This is a genomic window from Desulfobacula sp. (assembly GCF_030145145.1).
Lineage (GTDB): Bacteria > Desulfobacterota > Desulfobacteria > Desulfobacterales > Desulfobacteraceae > Desulfobacula.
Genome location: NZ_JAQYWD010000031.1, coordinates 56182 through 83045, shown reverse-complemented (window position 1 = coordinate 83045; position 26864 = coordinate 56182). Strand labels below are relative to the sequence as shown.

Here is a 26864-nt window from a genome sequence, read left to right as displayed (position 1 = left end):
TATACCCCCCAGGGACTTTTTGAATTAAAATACTTTTTTAACTCCTCCATCGAACGAACCGGTGGAGAATCCATGGCATCGGCAAGTGTAAAAGACAGAATAAGGCTTTTGATAGAAAACGAAAACCCTGAAAGCCCTTTAAGTGATGAAAAAATAGCTGGCATTCTTCAGGACTCCACTATCCAGATTGCACGAAGAACGGTTGCCAAGTACAGGAAGGTACTGAATATACTTCCTTCGAATAAACGCAAACAGCTTTAAGGAGGTTTTTTATGCAAACAACCATTACCTTTAAAAAAATTGATACCTCTAATGCTTTAAAATCTTATGTTCAAAAAAAACTGGATAAATTTGATCGAATGCTGGAAAGTCCTGCTGAAGCATATATTGTACTGTCCGTTGAAAAAATCCGTCATATCGCTGAAATTTCAATTACATGTGATAAATTAAAAATTCATGCCAAGGAAGATTCCGAAAGCATGTACTCATCCATTGATGCCTTGATGGATAAAGTAAAATCCCAAATAAAGAAGCACAAAGAAAAAGTCAAACGACATATGTCGGGAAATAAGCAGAGTATTAAAGATGAGTCCATAGAATTAGATTTCCCGGACAATCCAATAACCGACCCTATACTGATTGAAACAATAGACTATAAACCCATGGATATTGAAGATGCGGTGATTGAATTGGATTCGGGCAAACAATCCTTTTTTGTTTTCAACAATGCCCGGACAGAGCAGATCAATGTTCTTTACAAACACAATAATGGTAAACTGGGATTAATCCAGCCCAGAGGATAGTTCATTCAATGAGAATCAGCGAGCTTATAAATAAGAATTCTATTATTGGAAATCTGAACGCCCGGGATAAAAAAGGGGCCATTGATGAACTGGCCCTCTCCGTTTCCCAGACAATAAACACCTCGGCCAAAGACATTGCCAATGTGCTCATGGAACGAGAGCAGCTGGGCAGTACGGGTATTGGTGGCGGCATTGCAATCCCCCATGGGAAACTTGACGCCGTGGATTCCATTGTTGTGGGCTTTGGTCGCAGTCAAGAGGGTGTCGAATATGAGTCCCTTGACAACAAACCGGTTCATATTTTTTTCCTGTTACTGACCTCGGAAAAATCCACAGGTGGGCATCTCAAGGTGTTGGCACAAATTTCAAAACTGCTAAAAATGGATCATTTTAAAGAAGGATTGTTAACCGCAGACTCTGTTGATGACATTTACGATATTATCATGGCCCAGGATGAAGACTTTTAACCTAAAGGTCACACAAAAATAAAATGAGGAAGGTTTATATCATCACCGGCCTTTCCGGATCTGGAAAAACAACGACCATTCAAGCATTTGAAGATGCTTCTTTTTATTGTGTCGATAATATGCCCATGGAGCTGTTGCCGAAATTTTTGGATCTGCCGTTAAAAGAGAGCCCGGAAATTAAAGGGCTGGCGTTTGTGATGGACATGAGAAGTAAAAATTTCATCTCAAATTATGCAGCAGGCATTGCTTCAATTGAGGGTTGTTTGACCATAACGCCTCAAATCATATTTCTTGAAGCCAGCGTAGATACACTGTTAAACCGATTTAGCCAGACCCGTCGTCAACACCCTGTTTCAAGTGAAAAAAGCCTTCTGGACAGTATAAAATTAGAACAAAAAATGATGTCGCCCATAAAACAAAACGCGCACCATATTATCAATACCGACGGCTTCAATGTTCACCAGCTGAAATCCCGTATCCTTGATCTGATACATGATGGGGATCAATCCATCAGTTTAACAAAAATCAATGTTGTTTCATTTGGATTTAAATATGGGATTCCAAATGATGCAGACCTTGTTATGGACATGAGATTTTTGACCAACCCCTATTTTATACCGGAACTTAAAAACCAGGATGGAGAATCCAAAGCCGTTAAACTGTTCGTATTATCCAACAACGAAACCGGGCTTTTTCTTGAAAAGTATTTAAACCTTCTTGATTATTTGATTCCGTTATACAAACGAGAAAACAAGGCATATCTGACATTTGCCATCGGATGTACCGGTGGACGACATAGAAGTGTGGTAATTGCAAGAAGTATTTTTGAACATCTTAATAAAAAAGGGCTCAATCCCGGTCTGATCCACAGGGACATTGACCGGGACATAAAGGAAACATGACAGGTATACTATTGGTCACCCATGCAAATTTAGGAAGCACATTAATTGAAACCGTTGAATTTATTTTAGGCGAAAAACAGGACAACCTGTTTTTCGTTTCCATTAATATCCAGGAAGATCCGGATCGTTTAAGAAAGAAAATAAAGAAAGGAATTTCAAAGGTCAAAACAGATAATGGTGTTATTATTTTAACGGATATGTTTGGTGGAACGCCCTCAAACTTGAGTTACGCTTTTTTGGAAGAAGGTCAAGTAGAAGTGATTTCCGGTGTCAATCTTCCGATTCTTTTAAAAGCGGTCAATTCCAGATCTAAAATGGATATGGGCGCCTTAACGACATGCCTTGTAGAGCATGGGAAAAAAAGTATTTCCCTTGCCAGTGAAATTTTAAAAGGAACGAAAAGAGCATAAATCTCATCTCATTTCAAGATATTAAAGGAGAGGATTAATGACGATAAAATTAGGGATTAACGGATTTGGCAGAATCGGCAGGCGGGTTTTTCGTGCTGCATTAGACCATCCGGATGTTGAGGTGACGGCTATCAATGATCTGACGGACACAAAAACCATTGCCCATCTTCTTCAATATGACTCTGTTCATGGCATATTGAACAAACCGGTATCTGTAAACGAAGATTCGATTGTGGTCGACAATCAAACAATCAAAATCACGGCCTTTAAAGATCCTGGACAAATCCCATGGAAAGACACAACGGTGGATATTGTTTGCGAATGCACAGGGTTTTTCCGAGATCGGGAGGGGGCATCAAAACATTTTGACGGCGGCGCAAAAAAAGTGCTTATTTCTGCACCTGCTAACAATCCGGATATTACCATTGTGATGGGGGTGAACCATGACATGTATGATCCTGCATCCCATCACATCATTTCAAATGCATCCTGCACCACCAACTGTCTGGCACCGGTGGCAAAGGTGTTGCTTGAAAATTTTGGTATTGTTTCGGGAATGATGACCACTATTCATGCTTACACAGGTGATCAGCGGATCCTGGATTTCCCCCATAAAGATTTGAGAAGAGCCAGGGCTGCCGGTCTTTCAATGATTCCAACGACCACTGGAGCAGCAAAAGCCGTAGCATTGGTGCTTCCGGAGCTTAAAGGAAAACTTAATGGCTTGTCTGTCCGCGTGCCCACGCCCAATGTCTCCATGGTGGATTTTGTCGTGATAACCGAAAAAGATGACCTGATAAAAGAAGATGTGAATACAGCGTTGGAACGAGCATCCAAAGAAAATTTAAAGGGCATACTAGGGTATTGCGACATTCCTCTGGTTTCCATTGATTTCAACTCAAATCCGCTTTCATCCATTGTTGATGCAGGGTGCACCGATGTCATTAACGGCAATATGGTAAAAATATATGCATGGTATGACAATGAAACCGGTTATTCCAACAGAATGATTGATCTGGCAGTAATGGTAGGAAAATCCCTATAACCGATCCTGATCCGGAGGCATACAATGAGTAGAATCCCTTTAATTGCGGGTAACTGGAAAATGTACAAAACCGGTCCTGAGGCTGTAGAAACTGCCAGAAAACTGGCGAGCCTTTGTTCAGATATCCATGGTGTTGAGATCATGATTGCACCGACCTTTCTTTCTCTTCCTTTGGTGGCAGCATCTGTTGAAGGCACCCCTGTAAAAATCGGGGCTCAAAATCTGCATTTTGAAAAACAAGGTGCGTTCACCGGTGAGGTGAGTGCTGACATGATCAAAGCCACGGGGGCAGAGTATGTCATCATCGGCCATTCCGAAAGAAGACAATATTTCGGTGAAACCGATGCCTTGGTCTGTAAAAAAATAAAATCTGCCATCAGGGCCGGTTTGAAACCTGTCTTGTGTGTAGGAGAAACCGAAACCCAAAGAGATGAAGAAAAAACCATTTTGGTACTTGACAAACAAGTGTCAGATGGGTTAAAAGGCTGTGGTCTTGATGAGTTAAAGGACTTGATTCTGGCGTATGAGCCGGTATGGGCCATCGGCACAGGAAAGAGTGCCAGTGTCGATCAGGTTCAGCAGGTTCACACGTATTTGCGGTCTTTGCTGGAGCAGTTATTTTCAAGTGAATTTTCCAGCCAGACACGAATATTGTATGGCGGATCGGTTAAACCTGAGAATGTTAAAGCGTTAATGGGTATTGAGGACGTTGATGGTGCGCTTGTTGGCGGTGCAAGCCTCGATGCAGGCACGTTTATTAAAATTATAGAGTATAATAGATAATAGATATGACAAATTTAGTAGTGGCATTACATGTTACCGTTTGCGTCTTGTTGATTCTGATTGTATTACTCCAGAGTGGAAAAGGCGCAGAAATGGGCGTTTCTCTTGGCGGGGGTGCTGGCCAGACCCTTTTTGGTGCCGGGGGTCCTGCAACCATATTGACAAAAATCACCACCGCTGTTGCCATTATTTTCATGGGAACCTCCCTGACCCTGGCATATTTGTCAGGCCATCAGTCAGAATCCTCAGTGATGACGGATACCCCAGTACCTGTGGAGCAGACGACCAAATAAGATAGTGATAAAAGAAACTCGAATGCCGAAGTGGTGGAATTGGTAGACACGCACGCTTGAGGGGCGTGTGGGGCGACCCGTGGGAGTTCAAATCTCCCCTTCGGCACCATAAAATATTAAAGCCACGGGCAATCATTGTTCGTGGCTTTTTTAATTTTGGAAACCATAGGGGTTAAATGCTGAAAAATTATAGAAGAAATTGTTTTAAGTGTCGATTCTTCTATATAACATGGGACCCGCGCCATCCCAATGGATGTAAAGTAATGGGATTTAAAACCAGACAATTGCCAAGTATCGTTGTATTTCAATCCTCTGGAAAACCCTGTTCATTTTTCAAAGAAAAAATACGAAACCGGCCGAATCAATCTTGAATTATTCCTAACCTTGTTTATATTAGACTATTATGACTACAATAAAAAATACAATGACACAGGACCCCAAAGAAATCGAAAAAGAACTGGGCGAATTTTTAAATAAAAAATTTGGTGGGAATGTTAAAATCATCACCCCGTCTGTTCTTCCCCAACAAAAACAAGGATCCGTAAAACCGACGACAAAAGGGAAAAAAAACCTTCTCAATTTTAACATCAAACCCCAGGAATTGATTGCTTATCTGGATCAGTATGTTGTTAAACAGTCAAAGGCAAAATCCGTCCTATCAACAAAGATATGCACCCACTTTAATCGAATCCGGCATTCCCAAACCTCGGAAGAAGGGGTATCAAAAATCACCGGAAATATTAAATCCAATATTTTAATGCTAGGCCCCACCGGGATTGGAAAAACATACCTGATTAAACTGATTGCCAAAAAAATCGGGGTGCCGTTTGTAAAGGCAGATGCTACAAAGTTCTCGGAAACCGGTTATGTTGGCGGTGATGTGGAAGATTTGATCCGGGATCTGGTCAAGGAAGCCAATGATGACATTGAACTGGCTGAATGTGGTATTGTTTACGTTGATGAGATTGATAAAATTGCTGCCAGCCCCAATGTCATAGGCGCCCAGGTATCCAGAACCGGTGTTCAAAGAGCCCTGTTAAAACCCATGGAAGAAACGGATGTTGATTTGAAAGTGCCCCATGATCCGGTCTCCATGATGCAGGAATTGGAAGCCTATCAAAGAACCGGCAAAAGGGTTCGGCGCAGCGTCAACACCTCCAATATTCTTTTCATACTCAGTGGCGCATTTTCCGGACTTTCCGACGTCATCCGGCGGCGATTGTCAAAACAGAATATTGGATTTGGCTCTAAGCTTTTAAAATCTCAAGACGAGAATGAGCTGTTAAACAAAACCAAGGCCGAAGACCTGGTGGATTTTGGGTTTGAATCCGAATTTATCGGAAGAGTTCCGGTTCGCTGCATCCTTGAACCCCTTAAAGAAGAAGATCTGTTCTTAATTTTAAAAATGCCCAATAACCCGGTGATTTTGAGCAAACGGCTGGACTTTAGTGCCTACGGCATTAAAATTGTTTTTACCGATGATGCATTAAAGGTCCTCGCTCGACGGGCGTGTAAAGAGAATACCGGTGCCCGGGGCCTTGTGAGCGTTATTGAAGATGCACTTCTGGCGTTTGAAGAAACCCTTCCATCCCAGACAGTGTTCAACTTTACGGTCACCAGAGAAGTTCTCGAAGATCCCAAACCCCACCTTGAAGACCTCATATCAAAAAAACATCCGGAAAAGTGGCAAATGCTTTATGAAAAAGCCTTCCTTGATTATGAACACTATATTTCAACCTATATAAAGAACAATTGGAAAACATTTTCCCTGAGCAATGGATTCACCCTTTCTGAAATCCGATGCAATATGGTGGCAAATTATTTTTGCAATACTGTCATGGAAATTGAAGATGCCATAAATAAAATCAAACAGCTCCATGATTCAGTGAAAGAAATTGAGCTTGAGGTATTAAAAAGTTATAATTTGAACATTGTTTTTGAAGAGGACGCCATTGATTTTCTAATTGAACAATTTATTCAGCATCATGCGACCAATGAAGAAATATTAGCACAACTCTATGACAAGTATTATGACGGGTTTAATCTTATCCGGGAAAAAACAGGAACAAACAGATTTTTTATCTCAAAAAATGCCTTAATTGATCATAAAACTTACCTTAACGATCTTATCAGGAAAAAGATAACATGATTGGAATTTCAAAACTTTACTGCGCAACCGTCGAACCATCTGATGCATTAAGATACTCAAGACAATCCGGCCAGCTGCCGTCACATCTTCTGCAATTTTCAAAAGACAAAAAACCAGTGGTCGTGTGGAATATGACCAGACGCTGCAATCTTAAATGTGTTCACTGTTATGCCCAATCCGAGGATATTTCCTATGACAATGAGCTGACCCATGAACAAAGTCTTGCCATGATGGATGACCTGGCAGATTTCGGTGTACCGGTTCTTTTGTTCTCCGGTGGTGAACCCACGGTGCATCCCCGACTTGCTGAGTATGCAAAATATGCTGTCAGCAAAGGGATGAGAGCGGTTATTTCCACCAATGGAACCCTCATCACAAAGGAAAAAGCAAGAATTTTTAAGGAAATCGGTCTTTCCTATGTGGGGATCAGCCTTGATGGCCTGGAAGAAACCCATGATAAATTCAGGGGGGTTAAAGGGTCGTATCAAAAGGCCATGGCAGCCATTGAAAACTGCCAGGAAGCCGGTATCAAAGTGGGCCTCCGATTTACCATCAATAAACGGAATGTACAGGATATCCCCGGTATTTTTGATCTTCTTGAAGAAAAAAATATCCCCCGGGCCTGCTTTTATCACCTGGTCTATTCCGGCAGGGGCTCTGAAATAGCCAAGGAAGACCTTTCCCATGAAGAGACCCGCCAGGTTCTTGATCTTATCATGGACCGGACAAAAGATCTTCACGACCGAAATATGCCCAAAGAGGTACTGACAGTGGACAATCATGCAGATGGCCCATATGTGTATCAACGGCTGTTGGAAGAGGACCCAGAGAGAGCTGCGGAGGTGCTTGAACTGCTTGAGATGAATGAAGGCAATAACTCCGGCAGGGGGATCGGATGTATTTCCTGGGATGGAGAAGTCTACCCGGATCAATTCTGGCGGGACAAGAGCCTGGGCAATATCAAAGACACCCCTTTCTCCAAGATTTGGACCAATGTTGACAATGAATTTTTAATGAAGCTCAAAGAAAAAAAACATCATATTAAAGGACGGTGTGCCGGCTGCAGATGGCTGGATATTTGTGGTGGAAACTTCAGGGCTCGCGCTGAATCTGTTGCCAATGACCCCTGGGACAGCGATCCGGCCTGTTACCTGACAGATGAAGAGATCCTAAAGGAGGAATCATAATGCTTTTTCCCGATTCTCGTGGGCGACGATTAAGAGCAACCCAAAATTTCAGGCGAATGGTAAGGGAAACCGCCCTTTCCCGGGATGATTTGATTCTTCCTTTGTTTGCCATAGAGGGAAAGGACGTAAAAAAACCCATTGACGCCATGCCGGGGCAGTTTCATCTCTCCTGCGACCAGATTGTCAAGGTCGCCAAGCAAGCCAGTGATGCAGGCATTCCTGCCATCATTCTGTTCGGTATTCCTGACCGAAAAGACCCTTTGGCAACCCGGGCCTATGCATCTGATGCCATTGTTCAAAAAGCGGTGCAAGAAGTAAAAGAAAAGGTCCCGGACATTTCAGTGATCACCGATGTCTGCCTGTGTGCGTATACGGATCATGGGCATTGCGGGGTTGTGGAGAATGGCATTGTTGATAATGATGCCTCCCTTGATCTTCTGGCCAAGACCGCCCTTTCCCATGCCAAAGCCGGTGCGGACATGGTGGCACCATCCGATATGATGGACGGTCGGGTCGGGGAAATCAGACAGACCCTTGATGAGGAGGGGTTTTCTCACATTCCGATCATGTCCTATGCGGTTAAATACAGCTCGGCATTTTATGGTCCGTTCCGGGAGGCTGCAAATTCTGCACCCCAGTTTGGTGACAGAAAAACCTATCAGATGGATCCGGGCAATTCCACCGAAGCCATCAGGGAGGCCTTCATGGACATTGAAGAGGGTGCAGACATTATCATGGTGAAACCCGCGCTTGCCTATCTTGATATTATCTATCGATTAAAACAGGAAATTGATCTTCCCATTGCTGCCTATAATGTCAGCGGTGAGTATTCCATTATGAAAGCCGGAGAAATGATGGGCTGGGTTAATGCAAAAGACCTCATCATGGAAACCCTCTTATCCATAAAGCGAGCGGGTGCGGATTTAATTCTGACCTATTCCGCCATTGACGTTGCAAGGGAGTTAAATGACCGATGAATCATCCCCACGGACAGGAGACCTCACCCCATACCCTTCGTCTGGTTGCCTGGGAAACCACCCGTCGCTGCAATCTTTCCTGCAAACACTGCCGGGCTGTCGCAGAAGACCATCCCTATGAGAATGAGCTGGATACCCAGGCGTCTTTTCGATTATTGGAACAAATCAGGGCGGTGGGGGACCCCATTATTATCCTCACCGGCGGAGAACCGCTTTTACGGGACGATATTTTCGATATTGCAGCCTTTGGAACAAAATTAGGGCTGCGGATGGTCATGGCCCCAAACGGTACCTTGATCACACAAGAAACCGCAAAAAAAATGATAGCATCCGGTATCAAAAGAATCAGTGTCAGTCTGGACGGGTCAACCCCTGAAACCCATGATGCTTTCCGGGGGCTTGAAAATGCCTTTGAAAATTCTATCCGGGGCATCAAGATTGCCAAGGAAGCCGGTATTGAGTTTCAAATTAATACGACCATAAGCAAAACAAACCTTGATCAGATCCCAAAGATACTGGCGCTTGCAGAAAATTTAGGCGCAGTGGCCCACCATATATTTCTTCTGGTTCCCACGGGCCGGGGAAAATATATTGTGGATGGTGAAATCAATGCAAAAGAGTATGAAGAAACCTTAAACTGGTTTTATGATCAACGAGAAAAAACAAGCCTTCAACTCAAGGCAACCTGCGCACCCCACTATTACAGGATATTGCGTCAGCGGGCCAGGCAAGACGGGAAAAAAGTAAGCTTTGAAACCCATGGCCTGGACGCGGTCACAAGAGGATGTCTGGCCGGAACAGGGTTTTGTTTTATTTCCCATGTGGGAAAGGTTCAAGGCTGTGGTTTTCTGGACGTTGAATGCGGTGACATTACCCAAAAAAGCTTTAAGGATGTCTGGGAAAACTCAACGGTTTTTAACCAGCTGAGAAATGTTAATACCCTTGAAGGCAAGTGCGGTATTTGCGAGTTTAAAAGAGTTTGCGGCGGGTGCAGGGCCAGGGCCTATGAGGCAACCGGAAATTATCTTGAAGAAGAACCCTTGTGTTCCTATCAGCCGAGAAAAACCAGCTAACTTCATTGTTTGTCCATTGATTCAAATTTAAAGAGGGGTCGGAAAAACACTTTCCAACCCCTCTTTTTTTTTGTTTGCCCAGTTACTTTTTAACAAGGTTCCGCGTAAAATTTGCCAGGATCAATAATCCAGCGCCAAAAACAAAAAGGGCTATAGGCTCTGATACGGTGTTTTGGGAAATAAAATATCCGATTTTATCTGCATGGGCAAACACCGGATAGAAAAAAATGGCTATGATAAAAATGACAAAAAGTAAAATATCTTTTTTCATGTAAACCTCCGATTAAAGGATGGTTGCTTTTTTATTCAATACGGTTAAATACTATTGGGAATATATAAAGCAAAGACCATACCAAAGGATTTTTTTAAGGTAACCATATAAAATAATCCTATGAATAAAGGGAGTTATAGAAATAAAAATATTTTTTTTACGCTTACTGATTTGACAGGTAAAGAAAAGTTTTTAACCAAAATGGGTAATTTATTTCATAAAAATCATGAATATGATAAACAATACCCCATTCGGTCAAATGGAATTGAGCATCAGCGTAATGGGTCTGTCTTCTTCGGTATCGCCTGTAAACCTCACCGGTCCCGGGCGCCGGTATCGATCCGGGTTCGATCCTGCTGCCCGCCAGTCATCCCTTACGGCCTTAAACACCCTGAAAGCATTTGAATTCAAATCCACCAGGTTTTTTTCAATCACAAGTTCCAGCCGTCCTTTTCTTTCCTCAAGGTGCATCAGTTTTGCAATGGGGATACCCATGGGTTCCCATTGATCAAACTTTTTCTCAAGATTCCGGATGACCGCCATCTGTCCGGTGGCACCGTTTGCAATCAGGTGAAACGCAGTCAGGCCGAGATTGTAGGTATAGTTACAGTCAAAATGGGTCGGATCCGCTCCCCGACCATCATATCCGTAAAAATGAGTCTGGGTTTTGAACTTCGGGTCGGACTTTTTAAATATGTGACCAATGGGCGGGGGCACCGGATCATCCGGATGGATCAATTCAGCATGGACCAGCGCCTGCTTCAAGGTTTTTAAAGAAATGATAGATTCTTTGATAATCAAAAAATCCGTATCAGGATTGGTAAAGATCGCTGTTGCAAATTTATCCGATATCAAATTTGCCTGTTCCATTATTGACTTAAAATAAGACTGTTCAATCCCTATTTTATATTTGCCCTGTTCCTTCAATATACTTAAATATTCCTCTACCATATCCATGATAATTCGTTCCGTCTTGACCTGGGAAAATTGAAAATTGCCATGGGTGTCCCGTTCGCCCAGCAGCCCCTCCTGAAAAAATGATGGGAGTTGATTAAACAAATCATCATCCCTTAAATTCCAGATGGGGAACCGGGTATTGTCTCCCAGTCCCCTGGCCAGCCGCCTCAAGTAGTCAAGTTTATCATTCAATGTTGGAAACGACCTGTGGAAATCATGGTCATGAATCTGGTTATACGCGGCAATAATTTTATTGAATTTAACAATGAACACCTGAATTTCATTGATAAAATCAAGAAGCCCTTCCGGTATGATAATGACCCCGAAATTTTTCCCGCCGGCAGCTCTTCTAACGATGGTATCACATATCAATCGGGATAAATGACGCAGGGTCATGCCATATGCAGTATAATCCACCTGCCCGTTTTCCTGGGCCGCTATAAGGCGCTGTTCATCCGTATAATCTGCAAGTTCTTCACCAATCAAGGAAAGATTGGCATGGGTTTGGAAAGCGCATTCTAGTGTCAAATGACTGGCGACCCTTCCCATGACTTTACAAATATGCCAGTATTTGGTGTCTGAACCGGCATCGGTGGTGAGGTTGCTGATATTTTGTGAAAATGCCCTTGCTGCAGAATGAAACCCAAAGGAAATGGCACAAAGCATCTGTCCCTCATCTGTTTTTACCTGTATATCTCCATCAATGGTTTTGGGAACCCCAATGACCTGAATCCCTGCACTGATAAACTGCTGGGCAAGAAAGGCCGCATTGGTATTTGAATCATCCCCGCCGATCACTACCAGCGCCTCCAGTCCAAGCGCCCGGCAGGTTTTGAGGGACAATTCCATTTTGGTTTTGGAATCAATTTTAGTTCTCCCCGTCTTGATCATGGAAAACCCCCCCATATTCCGGTGGGCATCCACAAGGCTTTGGGTAATTTCAACATATTTGGATTCAAGTATGCCATCGGGTCCCAAAAGGAAACCGAATATTCTGGACGCGGGGTTATGTTTTTTTGCCTCGTCATAAAGCCCTGCGATCACATTATGCCCACCCGGTGCCGGTCCCCCGGAAAAAACAACCCCCAGATTCCGGGGTATCCCAAAGGCCTGCCGCACCTCCGTGCTCTTGTCATCTCCGGGAACGATCTTTTGAACCATATTGTCAATAATATCGGGAAGCAGTTTTTGCGCTTCCGTATCCTGTTGGAAGGTATATTCCGGACATGCGTGTATGGTGGTATAGGTTGATGAAAAAATTTTTATTTTTCTGGGAGAAAATGATTGTCTTTCAATGGTTTCTGCATTCACATCCGAAATCGCTTGTCCTGTTTTCGGGTGATTCAATAAAAACTCAAGTGAGTTAACGTTCTGATTTTCCATATCCGCTCCTGTTCTGCATCCGAATCAATTGAGTAACACCCGGTTCCGTCCTTTTTCTTTGGCCTGGTAAACGGCAACGTCTGCACGTTCAAAAATCTGCTGATGATTCTTATCCCCTTTTTGGGCTTGAGATACGCCAATACTGACTGTCACTCTGACGATATCTTTTTTATAAATGAACTTTATTTTTTCAATGGTCTGCCGAATTTTTTCAGCGGCCTCTTTGGCCCCTATACCATCTGTCTCCGGCATAATCACCAGGAATTCCTCTCCACCATATCGTGCCAGCATATCATTTTTCCGCAATAGCGGCAGGGTTCGTTTTATGATTTCCTGGAGACATTTATCACCAATGGCATGACCATAATTGTCGTTGATCAGCTTAAACTTATCCGCATCCATTAACAGCAGGGAAAAACACGATCCATACCGCAGGAACCTTGCCATCTCTTCTTCAACCCTTTTATCATATGCCCGCCGGTTATAAGCACCGGTTAACTGGTCTTGGTTCAATTTTTTTTCAAGTTCTTCCGAATACCTTGTTGCTTCATCCAGTTCCTGTTTCAATTTTGCAAAACCGGACTTAAATGCATGCCTGTTTTTTTCGGCCCTTTCCCTGATGGTCTGATCGTTTACCTGTTTTTTATCCAACACACTCTCAATGGAGGTCAATCTTTCAGACACCTGAGATTTTAATACATCCAGGTTTAATGCAAGATCTGATGTTTGTTTGAGCCCCTTTAATTCAGCGGTTAAAACAGATTCAAAGCCTTCATTGGATTTAAACATGGCATCGGTTTGCTGATGGGTATTTGCCAGTTTGGATTCAATATCAAGGATTTTACCAACAACCTCCCGAACAAAGGTATTGACCTTTCCACGATCCTGGTTCGTATCGGAAATATACACAAAAATAAGACTGAATACGCTTTCTCTAATCTCAGTGATATCATTTGTATCCTCAGCCGATGCTAGCCTCGCCATGATATTGTCCAGTTTACGAGCATATTTTTTATCCAGGTTGGACCGAAGATTGTTCACCACATCTTGATAACTTTGTTTGTATTCATCAATAAATGATTCTGTATTGGCTTTTATAAAGGAAGAGAAGAGGCCCTTTTTCTTCCGGCCGGATACAGGGCCAATATTCTCTTTGAGCATGGCGGTTTTCAATTGTTCAAAAATATATTCAATCTTACCCTGGGAGTCTCCTTTTTTCAGTGCCATGCTCAATTCTCTGCAGGTTTTGGAAAATAAAGTGTCGCTGGTGGCAACCGAGTCGATGATGACAGGAAGATGGTTGCGATACACTCTATTCATTTTTTCAAATCGTTCTTCAACCGTATCCAATTCCTTTATTAGGATGTCTTTCTGGGATTGAAGTTTTTTTATCTGATCTTCTAATAAAATTATCCTTTTATCCTGAACAGAGCTCATCAGTACTATATCCTTTTAGAAATTAAATTAATGTTTCTATTTTTAACCACCGTCAGATGGAAAGTAAAGTCTCAATACCGATTTTTTTCCAACAACCGCTGGTTCATTTTAGTACTCAAATATCCATCCATCATCAAATGGACAATATGATGGCTGACACAGACCAGCAATGCGGTTCCAAACTCGTTAAAATACGTTACCTGAATCATGACGGATAATGCCAGGGTCTTTTGTGATCCCATAAAAATAATACTTTCACAGCGGCCTTTTTCTACCCTGAAAAATTTTACGAGCAGAAAAGAACACCCCAACAGTATTAAATGAAAAGCACTCACAAGAATCACGATGTAAAAGATGGCAGTCCCCCCCTTTCCTAAAAGCACCTGTTTAGCCCCGGAAAGGGAAATAAAAACAACACCAATAATCATCCACTGGTTAAGCATCTGCAATTTAAATTTTGCCAGTTGATTTGTTTTAAAAACTCTATCCCTGGCAATGATGCCGATCATCAGGGGAAAAAGAACCAGCAAGATCAATTTAGCGATAATCGCTGTCTGATCAATCACCAATTGTGTTTCCTGGTTAAAAAATGATAAAAGAATGGAAAGAATCACAGGGATGGTAAAAATACCGATAAAATTCGACAGGATCGTCACAAAAAGGGCATGGGCCATATTACCGCCTGCGATTCCGGTCATTACAATTCCGGATGACAGTGTTGTAGGCATCACCGCCACAATGAAAAGGCCTATGGCCACACCGGTTTCAATGGGAAAAAGACAAAGCACCCCGGCTGAGATGGGTGCCAATACGATAATGACGACCAATGCCAGAACCGTGGATTGAATATCCTTAATTCCTGCCGTTATCTGATCCATCTCAATGAGAAGTCCTGAAAAAATAAAGATTAAAAATATCATGACTTCAGTACTGTGATGATTCTTTAAAATAATCCCGATGGTGGCCAGTATATTGGACGGATCAAAAATTACTGCTACAAAAGCAAGAACAAGACTGAGTAAAAACCATTGCCGTTTAATTATTTTTATCATTAAATGATGCTTCCATATGAGAATAACTCAACTTTCGGACTTTAGCTTTAATCAATGGGGTCAGGCTTTTTTTATTGTGCTTTTTATACTATTTCATAACCAGACGGGTAAAAAGTGCCATAAGGAAAGCCTGACCCCATGTAAAAATGACCAACTCCGAGAGTTGAGAGAATAAATAAAGATACTTATGATAAATTTGGATGTGAGTCAATATTTCCTTCAACTTTTCACTGACAATCCTTGATTCTGATTCCAGAAAAATGTAAAAGATCATACAAACGGAATTTTACTTAAGGAGCAACCAAATTGGTGTGGAATATATTTAAAAGAAAAAAACGTCCGGAAAAGCCCCCGGAAAAAGAAGTGGCGGTACCACCGGAAAAGCCACCGGAAAAAATACCCGAGCTGAAACCCGAGCTGAAACCCGAGCTGAAACCCGAGCTGAAACCCGAAAAAAAACCCGGGCAGGGTCCGGAAAAATCCCCGGAAAAAAAAGTAGGCGTACCACCTGAGAAGCCACCTGAGAAGCCACCTGAGAAGCCACCTGAAACGAAACCTGAGACAAAACCTGAGACAAAACCTGAGACAAAACCTGAGACAAAACCTGAGACAAAACCTGAGACAAAACCTGAGACAAAACCTGAAAAACAACTTGAGATACCACCTGAAAAACCGCCGGAACCCCCCCTTGAAATACAACCGCCGCCGGTTAAAACACAAGAGAATACAGGGATCTTTTCACGGCTGAAAAGCGGACTGACCAAAACAAGAAAAATTCTAACCACAGATATCAATGAATTATTTGTTTCCACCAAGGCAATTGATGAGGACCTGTTTGAAGAATTGGAAGAAGTGTTGATCACCTCAGATCTTGGGATTGATATCACCATGGAAATGATGGAAAGAATACGGAAAAAGGCTAAAAAACTGACCACTGCCGATGAGCTTAAACAGGTGTTAAAAGAAGAATTAATTGCCCTGTTCCCGGATATGTCACAGATCAAAAAAGACAAACCCATCACCAAACCCCATGTTATTATGGTTGTTGGCGTGAATGGCACCGGCAAGACAACAACGTTGGGAAAACTGGCCATGACATTCACTTCCCAGGGAAAAAAAGTCCTCATTGCTGCAGCCGATACCTTCAGAGCGGCAGCCATTGAACAGGTTGAAATCTGGGCGGATCGATCCAATGCCACTATTGTCAAACATAAAGAAGGCGCTGATCCGGCAGCCGTTGCCTATGATTCCGTTGAAGCCTCTCTTGCCAGGGATATCGACATTGTATTAATTGATACGGCCGGCCGACTCCATACCCAAAAAAATCTCATGGAAGAACTTAAAAAAATAAAACGCTCTGTTAACAAAAAACTGCCGGGTGCCCCCCATGAGGTATTAATGGTTTTAGATGCCACCACTGGACAGAATGCGATTTCCCAGGCCACCTTGTTTAACCAAGCCGTTGATATCACTCAGATTGCCCTGACAAAACTCGATGGCACCGCCAAAGGCGGTATTGTTGCTGCTATTTCAAGCACGATGAAACTACCGATCACCTATATTGGTGTGGGGGAACAGATTGAAGATCTTCAGGCGTTTGATGCAAACCAGTTTATCACTGCACTGTTTGATTAACGGATAGGGCAACCAGACATGTTTGGGATTGAAAATTACCCGGGCTTTATTATGGCTGCATTTATTCTCAACCTGACACCCGGCGTTGATACCATGTACATATTGACCCGAAGTGTTTCCCAGGGAAAATCTGCAGGTCTGGTATCAGTGGCCGGAATCATGTCAGGCTGTGTCGTCCATGTGCTTTGTGCTGCATTTGGATTGTCTTTGATTTTATCCACCTCAGCTACCATTTTCACACTGGTAAAATGGGCTGGAGCGCTCTATCTGATTTATCTGGGGCTGAAAACGCTTTTGGAAAAAAATAGTGCCTTTGACATGGCTTCATCAGGATATGGGGTCATGAATTTGTCAAAAATATACAAACAAGGGATACTCACGAATGTTTTGAACCCTAAAGTAGGCTTGTTTTTTCTCTCTTTTCTGCCCCAGTTTATTCGTCCGGATCATATCACCGGGCCCACGCCTTTCCTCATCTTAGGGGGGACGTTTCTTGTAACCGGAACACTTTGGTGTCTTTTTTTAACCTGGACGGCGGCGTTAATGACCAACACACTTAGAAACAACAGGCTTGCAGGCCCCCTGTTACAGAAACTTTCCGGCGTTATCTTTATTGGATTTGGACTAAAAATTGCCTTTGACACTAATTAGTGCCTGACCGGAAACTCCGTGTTTGATACACCCGATATTTCCTTAACTATAACGCCCATGCCCTGGCGGGCACAACAAAACATGGATGAAACAGACGAGCAAAACAACCCCTGTTGTTTTCAATACCCCGGTGCGCTTGGTCCCTTGAATATTTTCGATCTGTGCGGTTAGCCATTAGCTGTTCGCCAACTGCACAGGTAGAATATTTTTAGAACAGCTTGACAAAGAACCGAGTATTTCAGACACTGAATATACCCCATACACATAACCAAGGGCCATAGGTGAAATCATGAAACTTGCACGAAAAGAGATAAAAAGGCAGTTAATAGAATGGAATCTTGCCTGGGAACGTCATGATCTGGATAAGGTCATGGCACTTTTCCATGACGATATCTTTTTTGAAAATTGGACCGGTGCCTATATAAAAGGGAAAAAAGCACTCAAGAATGCCTGGGAGAACTGGTTTAACAATCATGGTAACTTCAGATTTCTGGAAGAGGAAATCTTTATTGACGAACATCTCCAAAAGGTTCTCTATCGATGGGTCCTCGAATGGCCGTCAACCGAGCCGGGGTTTGAAGACAAACTGGAAATCCGAAAAGGGGTTGATGTGATTCATTTTCAGGATGGAAAAATTATCAATAAGCTCACATATACAAAAACTGCAGTTGAGATTGATGATAAAAGACTGCTGTTGCATTTATAAATCAGGAAGAACAAGATCTATTTCATCGAACGGTTGCTTTTTTTATCCATCCGTTTCAAACATGTCGGCCATTTGATCAAGAAGATCCCTTGGCATGATATCCAGCTTTTAAAAACGCTTGGATGGGAGGTTTTAACCCAGTCCAAGCCAGATGCCCACTGCCATCATCAATGCACCTGAAATCCGGTTTAACAGACGAACATTGCCCTTTTTTTCAAGGAACCGGCTTAAGGACCGACCGCCATTGGAATACAGGACAAGACAAAAAAATTCAGTTGTTAAAATAATCATCACAAGAATCCCCAGCTGGGGGATAAAGGGTTTGGACGGATGAATAAAGGGCGGTAAAAGAGAGATCATAAACGCCCAGCCTTTAGGATTGGCAATGGCAGTGACAAACCCCTGTATCATAAGGGTTTTGGGAGAGAGATCAAGGTGGTTGCTGGTGCCAACCGTCAAGGACATGTTCCCTTTTGAACGGATCATCTGAAACCCAAGATAAACAAGGTAGAGCCCACCCATATATTTTAACGTTGTAAACAACAAAGGATAATTCAGCATTATCGCGGCCACACCGGACACAGCAGCTACGGAAACCATGCCCACACCCAGCAGTTCACCATACATCATATAAAATGTCCGTTTCACGCCAATGGTCATTCCCATGGTCAATGCCAGTGTCATGCACATCCCCGGGGTTACGGAAACCACAAAAAATGTGGGGATAAAAACAATCAATACAGAAGATTCAATCATATTTCACGCATCCGTCTTATGAATATTCCTTGAGCAGAAGGGTAAAACGGGCTTCATCTATTATTTCCACCCCCAGTTTCCGGGCCTTTTCCAGCTTGCTGCCGGGATTTTCGCCGGCAACCAGAAAATCCGTTTTTGAACTGATGCCGGCGGTCACGACCGCTCCGAGTTTTTCCAATTGGCGCTTGGCATCATTTCGTGTCAGGGTCTGCAATGTGCCGGTGAGCACCATTCGTTTATTGTAAAACAGGGTCTTACCGGGGTCATCCGGCGATGAAGGGGGCTCATTTGTGATGATAACCCCAGACAGGGTGATCGCGTCAATAATGGCCATATTTTCCTGGTTTGAAAAAAACTTACACACGGCAGCAGCTGTTTCCGGACCAATCCCATGAATACATTCAAAATCCTTTTCAGACGCCCCCATGATATCTTTGAGCGTCAAAAAGCGTTCTGAAATAAGTTTGGCAGCACGTTCTCCCGTATGATCAATTCCCAGCGCGTAAACAAATCGTCTTAAAGAAATGGCTTTTGATTGTTCAATGGACTGGATCAGGTTACCCACCGACTTGTCAGCCATCCGATCAAGGGTGACAAGTTTTTCCATATCCAGGGAAAAAACATCGGCAAACGATCTGATCATTCCTTCATCCACCAGTTGATAAACGATCTTTTTTCCAAGTCCGTCTATATCAAAGGCCTTTTTGGAAACAAAATGTCGGACCCGTTCTTTTAACTGGGCCTGGCAGGCGGAATTGACACACTTGTTAATATGGGTTTTATCCAGTCTGAATTTTTCGATTCTGCTATGGCAAACCGGGCAGTGATCCGGCATTTCAAAAGGAATTTCAGTGCCGGTTCTTGCAGATTTAATGATTTTTACCACTTTGGGAATAACGTCCCCTGCCCTCATCACCAGCGCTGTATCACCAATACGGATATCCTTTCGTTTAATTTCATCTTCATTGTGCAAGGTGGCCCGGGAGACCATGACCCCGCCGACAGAAATGCTTTCCAGCAGGGCAACAGGGGTCAGGGTTCCTGTTCGGCCGACCTGGACAATAATATCCTTAATGGTGGTAGTTTTCTGCATGGCAGGAAATTTATAGGCCATGGCCCATCTCGGGCTTTTAATTTTTTCGCCCAATTGCTGTTGTAAAGAGATATCATCCACCTTCATCACCATACCGTCAATTTCATAGGCCAGGCCTTCCCTTAAGACTTGCAGTTCCCTGTAAAAGGTCAGTACTTGGTCCAGGGAAATACCGGCTTTAATATGCGGGTTGACGGGGAAGCCAAAATCTTTGAGCGCCGCCAGCAATTGGGACTGGTGGTGAAAAGAAATTCCCTGCATAAGGCCTGTGCCGTAAACAAAAAAGTCAAGGGGCCGCGTGGTGGTTATCTTGGAATCCAGCTGCCGCAAAGATCCTGCTGCAGCGTTTCTCGGGTTGGCAAAAACACTTTCCTGGTTTTCAAGGCGGCGTTTGTTTAATTGATCAAACGCAGACCGCCGGATGATCACCTCGCCCCGGACTTCAATCCGTGGCGGGCATTTGCGTTTTTTTTCCTGTAATTTTAACGGTATTGACCGGATGGTCCTGACATTTTGTGTGATCACTTCACCGGTGATACCGTCCCCCCGGGTGGTGGCCTGTACCAGGATGCCGTTCTCATAGGCCAATTCTACGGCCACACCATCCAGCTTGGGTTCAGCAATGTATAAAATATCCTCCCGGTTTAACCGTTTGACGATTCGGTTATGAAATTCCAAAATATCCTGATCATTAAAGGCATTATCCAGACTGAGCATGGGGATGGAATGGTCGGCTTGTTCAAATGCTGAAAGCGGCGGTGCGCCAATTCTTTGTGTCGGAGAGGTTGGACTGGACACTTCAGGAAATGCCCGTTCAATTTCCACCAGGCGTTTGAGCATCATGTCATATTCATAGTCTGAAATAACCGGGTCATCCAGAACATGGTATCGATGGCTGTGCTCGGTTAATTCCCGCTGAAGTCTGGCAGCTTCTTTTTTTATGGCGTCATCCATTTTCACACAAGGTCCCGGCAAAGGTCATGATGGCTTTACAGGCCGTCTGCCGTGCCCGTTTAAACTGTTTTTTCCGAAATCCTGGATCCCAGTCTTTTGATGCCACACTGTCAGATACAACAAGGAGTCCGGCAATGCTGACCTTTCGATACCGGGCAACAGAGAACAGGGCGGAACATTCCATTTCCACGGCCTGGGCACCCAGCTGCCTGAAATAGGCCACTTTTTTTTCCGTTTCCCTGTAAACGGCATCCGTGGTCCAGATGGTGGCCCGGTGAAACCCAATTCCCTGGACAGTCAAATGATCTGACAATTGATCCGTTAACATCTCATCAGGGGTTGACCGGGGCAGGGCCGCATCCAGGATCTGGTAATTGCTGGAGGTACCTTCATCCACAATGGCCTTGCAGGGCAGGAGGATATCTCCCACGGCCAACTGATCCGTCACAGCCCCGCACCATCCAAGAACCAGAATGTTACGCGCACCTTTGGCAATTAAAGATTCCACCAGCATGGCAGCATAAGGGGCACCAATAAAGGGTCCGGCAACAGAAGTACCCTTATGAGATCCATTGGGTATCATAAGGGTACTGGTAAAAAAAGGGACCGCCTTTTGGATGGCGGTATTGGATTTGATGAGCCGGATATCCGGTTCACAACTGACCATCACCGCCACAGGACCGATATCATGCCCCCGGTGAGTCCCAAAGGGAGGGACAATGGATGCGTTATCCAGGTCCGACCAGGTCGGATAGCTCATCCTTTACCTCATCAATAATATCATAGAACCACATAATATCTTCAATGGAAAGTCGGCCGGCCTTTGAGGGCGCCCTGTCTGTTCCATCTTTTTTTTTCAGAATTCTGGGCCCCAACTGGACTTTCGGTTCTCCATCTCCATACTGATGGATCGAAATAAGAAGCCCTGTATCTTCATTCTTCCACTCTTTTAATTTTTTATCCTTTTCAGGATCATATCCTGCCATAACGCTTTCCTCCAGTCCTTTCAAATTTTATCTCTTAACGTTCCGGGTGGGCCATTAAAGCCCTAGACCGAAAGTTGAGTTTATATCATGGAAAAATCTGCAATATTGTCAAACAATCCCGACACAGAGGATAATAATGCAATCCTGTTCTGTCTCAAGGTTGTATCTTTGGCCATGACCATTACATCATCAAAAAAAGTGTCCACTTTGGGTCTCAAGGTGGCGATATGGGTGAGGGCTTGATCATATTTTCCCTCCCCGGTCAACTGAACGACCAGTTGACGGACATCATTAACCGCATTGAACAAGGCTGTTTCCGAAGGATCTTCAAAAAGGGTTTCATCCACGGGCTTCCCGCCGATATCTGTTGCTTTTCTCAGGATATTGCCCACCCGTTTAAACGTGATGGAAAGGGGTTCGAAATCCGGTTCTTTTCGTAAAGAATCCAGAGCCCTGACCCTTAAAACAACATCCGGCAGGATGTCAAAAGATGCCCAGAGTGCCGAATTAACCGCTTCTCTTGAAAAGCCCATGTCCGTTAAGATATTGACCACCCTGTTCTTGAAAAACTGCTGGATTTTCACAGCGATGGGCGCTCTTTTTGCGGCATCATCCATGAAAACCGCCAGCCCCGTATCAATCATGGCTGTCAAAGAAAAGTCCAGGTTTTCTTCCAGCATAATCTGGATGATGCCAATTCCCTGCCGGCGCAGTGCATAAGGATCTGCGCCACCGGTGGGGATCAGATCCACTGAAAAGCATCCGCAAATGGTATCCAGCTTGTCGGCAATGGCCAACAGACAGGCCGTGGGATTTTCCGGCAGGGTCCCACCGGAATATACCGGCCGGTAGTGCTGCTCAATGGCAAGGGCAACAGCTTCTTTTTCCCCTGCTTTCAATGCATACGCCCTGCCGATAACCCCTTGGAGCTTTGTAAATTCAATCACCACCTGGCTGACAAGGTCGGACTTGCAAATTTGTGCCGCCCGGGCAACATCCCGGGTCAGTGTTTCTTTATCATTATAGGTGGATTCAGTGGCCAGATATTTCACCAACTGTCCGATCCGCAGTGTTTTTTCATACACTGTTCCCAGCTTTTCCTGGAATGTCACTGTTTTCAGTTTTTCGGCAAAGGTATCCAATGAAGACTTGCAATCCACTTCATAGAAAAATTTTGCATCAGACAACCGGGCCCGCAGCACTTTTTCATGCCCCCTTGCCACCAGGTGCATGTCTTTTGCTCGTGTATTGTTGATGGCAATGAACAAGGGTTTTAAATTGCCCTTTTCATCCACAAGGGCAAAATATTTCTGGTGCTCTCTCATGGCGGTGATCAACACCTCATCCGGCACTTCAAGGAAGGTTTCATCAAAGGCCCCCACAACCGGAAAGGGGGATTCCACAAGATTGGTCACAATATTGATCAATTCTTCATCTTCAAGAATCTGTGCGTGATGGGCTTTGGCACATTCTTCAATGGCCGCCGTCAATATGGCCTTTCGTTTTTCAATATCAGGGAATACGCCCACGGTTTCAGCCACTGTCACATATTGATCAGCGGATTCAACCGTATATTTTCCCGGATACATGAATTGATGCCCAAAAATTTGATCGGCAGATGTTATATTGCCCACCTTAAAATCAAGGCATTTATCTCCCAAAAGTCCGACCAGGGAAATAATGGGCCGGGCAAATGTAATGGAAAGGTCTCCCCATTTCATGCGTTTGGGAAATGGTATGGCTAAAATCTCCCGTTCCAAGAGACGCTCCAGAATGGAGACAGAGGACTCGCATTTTTCTTCGATCACCACTGTCAGATATCTGCCCTTGGGGGTCTCTTCAATTGTGATGTGATCCAATGCCACCCCGGCTTTGGCTGCAAATTTTTCAGCAGCAAGGGTGGGAATGCCGTTCTTATCAAATCCCACCCGTTCAGGGGGGCCGGTAATGGTGGATGTCTGTGCCGTCTGCAGCTCGGCCATATCTTCAATCATCAATGCAAGACGTCGGGGCGTCCCCAGTGTATGGGCCGTACCGTGGACAATTCTCGATCGGTCCAATGCATGAAGGATATTTTCCTTAAAGGCATCCAAAGCAGGGATAATATAACCGGCCGGTATCTCTTCACTGCCGATTTCAAGTAAAAGTGTCTTCATCTTCATTGTCCCTCCCCCAGGTTCAATAGTGGATGCCCCATTTCTTCGCGTTGTATGATATAGGCGTTGGAACATGCCCTGGCAATATCCCTGATCCGTTTGATATACCCGGTTCTCTGGGTCACACTGATAGCCCCCCGGGCATCCAGCAGATTAAAGGTATGGGAACATTTCAAACAATATTCATAGGCAGGAATCACCAGGCCGTGCTGGATAATGCGATGGGCTTCTGCCTCATACTTTTTAAACAGATCCAATAAAAGGTCTACATCTGCAATTTCAAAATTGTAGGTGGATTGTTCGACTTCCTGCTGGTGATACACATCCCGATAGGTGATGGTATCGTTCCATTTCAAATCATATACACTGTCCACCCCCTGCAGATACATACAGATCCGCTCAAGGCCATAGGTTAACTCAACCGACACCGGGTTGACTTCCACACTCCCGGTCATCTGAAAATACGTAAACTGGGTGACTTCCATGCCATCCAGCCACACTTCCCATCCAAGGCCTGAAGCCCCAAGGGTCGGAGATTCCCAGTCATCTTCAACAAAGCGGATATCATGTTCAAGGGGATTAACCCCCAGAATTTTCATGGAATCCAGGTATAATTGCTGCACATCTGCCGGAGATGGCTTTAAGATCACCTGGTATTGGTAATAATGCTGAAGCCGGTTGGGATTTTCTCCATATCGTCCGTCTGTGGGACGTCTTGACGGCTGTACATAGGCAACTTTCCAGGGTTCAGGTCCCAGTGCCTTTAAAAGTGTCGTCGGATGAAAGGTTCCGGCACCCACTTCCATGTCATAGGATTGGATGAGGACACATCCCTTTTGAGCCCAGAAATCATTCAGGTTTAAAATAACATCTTGAAAATTCATTTTGCTCCACTTTTTTATAAAAAATTATCGTTAACATATGATAATACCTTTATTCTCAATTCTTGTGTCAAGAATTTTTGCATTCTCAACCGATCCAAGGCGTTCCTGCCAAAGGGATTTTAATCGTTGGATATCCGGGGCTTCACCGATTGCCCAAAGGCATCCGCCCCCCCCAGCCCCGGTAAATCTTGCCCCACAATTGCAATTTATAGCCCTTTCAAACAACTTTTTACCGGTATTGTCAAGCACATCCGGTGTCATTTCAAGCCTTAATTTTGTCTCCTGGTTCATAAGATCAGCCGCCTGCATGAAATCCCGGTTCTTCAGGGCCATTGAAAATTTTTTTGTCACATCCACTATTTGTTTAAAACCCGATCTTGTCTCACCCCTGACAAACGAGTGAACCCATTGTTTATTAATATCTTTTGATACATGGGGAATGCCGCAATAGGCAACCAGGATATTTGAATTAAATGCATCCACCGCTGCTGCCGTGTCAAAGACCGGCATCTGTTCAAATTCAGGACCTGTCCGTCCCATTTTCCAGGCCCATTGATTTACCCCTCCAAAGGCAGCCGCAAGCTGGTCCTGCAGACCGCAGGGAACCCCGGCCACGCCGGCTTCTATATAATGGGCAAGCCAGGCAATCCTTTCGGGGTCCATCGGGATGTCAAGTGCGGTATGAAATGCCGATACAATAGCAACGGCCGCAGCAGAAGATCCGCCTAACGCACTCCGGGGGGGTGAGGTAGATTCGATATGAATATGCACGCCATGGGCATCAAAATACATTGCCAGGGCAAACATCAATCCCATGGGATGATGGAATGATGCATCATCTTTCTTGAAAACGGCATCATCAAATCCCCTGGAAGAGACTTTGACAAACCCTTTTTGCCAGGGGGAAAGACACACGTGTGTTCGCAGATCCAGGGCAATATTAAATGTGGATGGCGACAGGTGATGCAAGGGCAGGTAAAAGGTACTGATATCCAGGGTACCCCCGAAATCCACCCGGCAGGGAACAGATGCATGGATCTGTTGGTGCGTCAGTTTTTTTTCTAAATTCATTTTTCCTGTCTTAAGCGGTTAAGAAATTGCAGGGTTTTAAACTCCCGCCCCAGGTGAAATGCAATAAAGGCTTCCAAAAGCCTGGCCCCTTCTGTTACGGCAAAATGTGAAAACTTTATTCTTTCCGCCCTGCCGATATCATTGTTGTTTATCCAGAAAAGCTGCTTTAAAGTGCCTTTTGAAACTGTCATACCATATTTTGATCTTTTTTGAACACAATTTTGACACATCATTCGACCGTCTTGAAAATCGAACCAAAACGTATTCTGGTCAATGGAATCAACCGGTGTTTTACACGTACCACAAGTTTCAATATTGGGAGAAAACCCGGACAGGCTCATAAACCGGATCTGGAAAACAAGGCTGACCACTTCTTTGGACAGGATATCGGTATTTAATGCATCAAGGGAAAACAACAGCAGCGCATATACATCGGGCTGGGCCTTGTCTTCCTCCAGCCAGAATAAAATCAATTCCATCCAGTAACAGGCATAGGCAGTTTTGAATACATCACACCGGATATTGGCAAAGGGATTTTCCAGGTCTGTCTGGGCAAGTATAATCAGGGCATCTTTGTTTTTTTTGGGAAAGGTACAATAAATATGATTCAGGGAAAATAAATCCAACGCACCTGAAAACCGTTTAATGCTCTTTTTTGCATTTTTGGCCATGACAGATACTTTCCCCTTGGATTGCGTCAGAAAACTGATAATAAAATCATGATCCCCATATTCAATTTTTCGGAGCAATATGGCATCTGTATTAAAACCCGGCATACCTGAA

At 44.0% G+C, this 26864-nt stretch carries 27 protein-coding genes, 1 tRNA gene and 1 pseudogene; 17 read left to right on the top strand and 12 right to left on the bottom strand.

Going from position 1 to position 26864, the window contains the following annotated elements; all coding sequences use genetic code 11:
• From Q1Q15_RS17635 to ahbD, 13 genes and pseudogenes are all read left to right on the top strand, one after another.
• A pseudogene (locus Q1Q15_RS17635) lies at window positions 1-261 on the top strand (RNA polymerase sigma-54 factor); the annotation flags it as partial.
• Between the two features lie 11 nt (window positions 262-272).
• On the top strand, window positions 273-803 hold the full coding sequence (gene raiA, locus Q1Q15_RS17630; protein WP_300462877.1) for a ribosome-associated translation inhibitor RaiA: 531 nt from the start codon (window positions 273-275) through the stop codon (window positions 801-803).
• An 8-nt stretch (window positions 804-811) separates the two neighbouring features.
• Complete coding sequence (locus Q1Q15_RS17625) at window positions 812-1270, top strand: PTS sugar transporter subunit IIA (RefSeq protein ID WP_300462874.1); 459 nt, start codon at window positions 812-814, stop codon at window positions 1268-1270.
• 23 nt (window positions 1271-1293) lie between these two features.
• Window positions 1294-2172, top strand: a complete 879-nt coding sequence (rapZ, locus tag Q1Q15_RS17620) for an RNase adapter RapZ (protein ID WP_300462871.1) — start codon at window positions 1294-1296, stop codon at window positions 2170-2172.
• Window positions 2169-2582, top strand: coding sequence for a PTS sugar transporter subunit IIA (locus Q1Q15_RS17615; protein ID WP_300462869.1), 414 nt, complete (start codon window positions 2169-2171; stop codon window positions 2580-2582). The genes rapZ and Q1Q15_RS17615 overlap by 4 nt, the downstream gene beginning before the upstream one ends.
• 37 nt (window positions 2583-2619) lie before the next feature.
• Window positions 2620-3627, top strand: a complete 1008-nt coding sequence (gene gap, locus Q1Q15_RS17610) for a type I glyceraldehyde-3-phosphate dehydrogenase (RefSeq protein WP_300462866.1) — start codon at window positions 2620-2622, stop codon at window positions 3625-3627.
• A gap of 24 nt (window positions 3628-3651) precedes the next feature.
• Window positions 3652-4410 (top strand): triose-phosphate isomerase, encoded by a 759-nt coding sequence (gene tpiA / locus Q1Q15_RS17605; protein WP_300462863.1) that lies wholly within the window; start codon window positions 3652-3654, stop codon window positions 4408-4410.
• Window positions 4411-4415: 5 nt separating this feature from the next.
• The gene (secG, locus tag Q1Q15_RS17600; protein WP_300462860.1) at window positions 4416-4703 is read left to right on the top strand and encodes a preprotein translocase subunit SecG; all 288 of its coding nucleotides are present in this window, start codon (window positions 4416-4418) and stop codon (window positions 4701-4703) included.
• Window positions 4704-4727: 24 nt separating this feature from the next.
• Window positions 4728-4812, top strand: a tRNA-Leu gene (locus tag Q1Q15_RS17595).
• 294 nt (window positions 4813-5106) lie between these two features.
• On the top strand, window positions 5107-6852 hold the full coding sequence (locus Q1Q15_RS17590) for an AAA family ATPase (protein WP_300462857.1): 1746 nt from the start codon (window positions 5107-5109) through the stop codon (window positions 6850-6852).
• Complete coding sequence (gene ahbC, locus Q1Q15_RS17585) at window positions 6849-8039, top strand: 12,18-didecarboxysiroheme deacetylase (protein WP_300462855.1); 1191 nt, start codon at window positions 6849-6851, stop codon at window positions 8037-8039. The genes Q1Q15_RS17590 and ahbC overlap by 4 nt, the downstream gene beginning before the upstream one ends.
• Window positions 8039-9016 (top strand): porphobilinogen synthase, encoded by a 978-nt coding sequence (gene hemB / locus Q1Q15_RS17580; protein WP_300462853.1) that lies wholly within the window; start codon window positions 8039-8041, stop codon window positions 9014-9016. The genes ahbC and hemB overlap by 1 nt, the downstream gene beginning before the upstream one ends.
• Window positions 9013-10089: a heme b synthase gene (gene ahbD / locus Q1Q15_RS17575; protein ID WP_300462852.1), complete on the top strand. Its 1077-nt coding sequence runs from the start codon at window positions 9013-9015 to the stop codon at window positions 10087-10089. Before hemB ends, ahbD begins: the two co-directional genes overlap by 4 nt.
• 82 nt (window positions 10090-10171) lie before the next feature.
• Here the strand turns inward: ahbD and Q1Q15_RS17570 are convergent, their stop codons facing one another.
• The 4 genes from Q1Q15_RS17570 to Q1Q15_RS17555 all read right to left on the bottom strand — a co-directional run bounded on the left by Q1Q15_RS17570 (window position 10172) and on the right by Q1Q15_RS17555 (window position 15189).
• Window positions 10172-10360 carry a hypothetical protein gene (locus Q1Q15_RS17570; RefSeq protein WP_300462850.1) on the bottom strand — a complete coding sequence of 63 codons (189 nt, stop codon included), beginning with the start codon at window positions 10358-10360 and terminating at the stop codon, window positions 10172-10174.
• A 255-nt stretch (window positions 10361-10615) separates the two neighbouring features.
• Complete coding sequence (locus Q1Q15_RS17565) at window positions 10616-12700, bottom strand: 6-phosphofructokinase (RefSeq protein ID WP_300462849.1); 2085 nt, start codon at window positions 12698-12700, stop codon at window positions 10616-10618.
• Between the two features lie 24 nt (window positions 12701-12724).
• A complete protein-coding gene (locus Q1Q15_RS17560; protein WP_300462846.1) occupies window positions 12725-14137 on the bottom strand; it encodes a diguanylate cyclase in 1413 nt (470 codons plus the stop codon).
• A gap of 71 nt (window positions 14138-14208) precedes the next feature.
• A complete protein-coding gene (locus Q1Q15_RS17555) occupies window positions 14209-15189 on the bottom strand; it encodes a bile acid:sodium symporter (RefSeq protein ID WP_300462843.1) in 981 nt (326 codons plus the stop codon).
• A 693-nt stretch (window positions 15190-15882) separates the two neighbouring features.
• Here Q1Q15_RS17555 and ftsY point away from each other — a divergent pair.
• The 4 genes from ftsY (at window position 15883) to Q1Q15_RS17535 (ending at window position 18181) form a co-directional block, all read left to right on the top strand.
• A complete protein-coding gene (gene ftsY / locus Q1Q15_RS17550) occupies window positions 15883-16824 on the top strand; it encodes a signal recognition particle-docking protein FtsY (RefSeq protein WP_363321013.1) in 942 nt (313 codons plus the stop codon).
• Window positions 16825-16842: 18 nt separating this feature from the next.
• Window positions 16843-17475, top strand: a complete 633-nt coding sequence (locus Q1Q15_RS17545; protein WP_300462841.1) for a LysE family translocator — start codon at window positions 16843-16845, stop codon at window positions 17473-17475.
• An 18-nt stretch (window positions 17476-17493) separates the two neighbouring features.
• Window positions 17494-17646 carry a hypothetical protein gene (locus Q1Q15_RS17540; RefSeq protein WP_300462838.1) on the top strand — a complete coding sequence of 51 codons (153 nt, stop codon included), beginning with the start codon at window positions 17494-17496 and terminating at the stop codon, window positions 17644-17646.
• A 118-nt stretch (window positions 17647-17764) separates the two neighbouring features.
• Window positions 17765-18181: a nuclear transport factor 2 family protein gene (locus tag Q1Q15_RS17535; RefSeq protein ID WP_300462836.1), complete on the top strand. Its 417-nt coding sequence runs from the start codon at window positions 17765-17767 to the stop codon at window positions 18179-18181.
• A 132-nt stretch (window positions 18182-18313) separates the two neighbouring features.
• On the opposite strand, the gene Q1Q15_RS17530 is transcribed toward Q1Q15_RS17535, so the two are convergent.
• The 8 genes from Q1Q15_RS17530 to recO form a co-directional block, all read right to left on the bottom strand.
• On the bottom strand, window positions 18314-18937 hold the full coding sequence (locus Q1Q15_RS17530) for a LysE family translocator (protein WP_300462833.1): 624 nt from the start codon (window positions 18935-18937) through the stop codon (window positions 18314-18316).
• Between the two features lie 16 nt (window positions 18938-18953).
• Window positions 18954-20984 (bottom strand): NAD-dependent DNA ligase LigA, encoded by a 2031-nt coding sequence (ligA, locus tag Q1Q15_RS17525; protein WP_300462831.1) that lies wholly within the window; start codon window positions 20982-20984, stop codon window positions 18954-18956.
• Window positions 20977-21744 (bottom strand): nucleoside phosphorylase, encoded by a 768-nt coding sequence (locus tag Q1Q15_RS17520; protein ID WP_300462828.1) that lies wholly within the window; start codon window positions 21742-21744, stop codon window positions 20977-20979. The genes ligA and Q1Q15_RS17520 overlap by 8 nt, the downstream gene beginning before the upstream one ends.
• Window positions 21713-21970, bottom strand: a complete 258-nt coding sequence (locus Q1Q15_RS17515) for a hypothetical protein (RefSeq protein ID WP_300462826.1) — start codon at window positions 21968-21970, stop codon at window positions 21713-21715. The genes Q1Q15_RS17520 and Q1Q15_RS17515 overlap by 32 nt, the downstream gene beginning before the upstream one ends.
• Before the next feature lie 80 nt (window positions 21971-22050).
• Window positions 22051-24132 carry a glycine--tRNA ligase subunit beta gene (gene glyS / locus Q1Q15_RS17510; RefSeq protein ID WP_300462824.1) on the bottom strand — a complete coding sequence of 694 codons (2082 nt, stop codon included), beginning with the start codon at window positions 24130-24132 and terminating at the stop codon, window positions 22051-22053.
• Window positions 24129-25010: a glycine--tRNA ligase subunit alpha gene (gene glyQ / locus Q1Q15_RS17505; protein WP_300462821.1), complete on the bottom strand. Its 882-nt coding sequence runs from the start codon at window positions 25008-25010 to the stop codon at window positions 24129-24131. Before glyQ ends, glyS begins: the two co-directional genes overlap by 4 nt.
• A 30-nt stretch (window positions 25011-25040) precedes the next feature.
• Window positions 25041-26081, bottom strand: a complete 1041-nt coding sequence (locus Q1Q15_RS17500; RefSeq protein ID WP_300462819.1) for a galactokinase — start codon at window positions 26079-26081, stop codon at window positions 25041-25043.
• A complete protein-coding gene (recO, locus tag Q1Q15_RS17495; RefSeq protein WP_300462815.1) occupies window positions 26078-26857 on the bottom strand; it encodes a DNA repair protein RecO in 780 nt (259 codons plus the stop codon). The genes Q1Q15_RS17500 and recO overlap by 4 nt, the downstream gene beginning before the upstream one ends.
• Window positions 26858-26864 lie beyond the last annotated feature (7 nt).